At 67.4% G+C, this 304-nt stretch carries 1 pseudogene; it reads left to right on the forward strand.

The annotated features are described in order from the left end of the window. Window positions 1-98: 98 nt before the first annotated feature. Window positions 99-304, forward strand: a pseudogene (locus tag EAD89_RS29955) (phytochelatin synthase); the annotation flags it as partial.

Genomic DNA, 304 nt, shown 5'->3' on the forward strand with positions numbered 1-304 from the left:
CGTCAGATGTGTATAAGAGTCAGTTCCCCCCGTTTTCACGTGCGGCGCACCCCCCTTTGTGTGTCGTATGCACCCCTGATGCAGAGGAGCACGCCATCATGCGTACCGATCTGATCCGCAAGACCGCTCTGACCGCCGCTGGCCTCGCGTTCACCGGCGGCGCCATCGCCGGCCCCGTCACCGCCGCCTACGCCGCGTCCGACGCCAAGCCGGCCACCCAGACCCAGACCGACCGCAAGCCGTCGGGTGAGCGTCAGCTCGGCGTGCGGTACGAGGCGCAGCCGAACTTCTACTACTGCGGCCC

This window comes from Micromonospora sp. BL4 (genome assembly GCF_003667505.1).
GTDB lineage: Bacteria > Actinomycetota > Actinomycetes > Mycobacteriales > Micromonosporaceae > Micromonospora.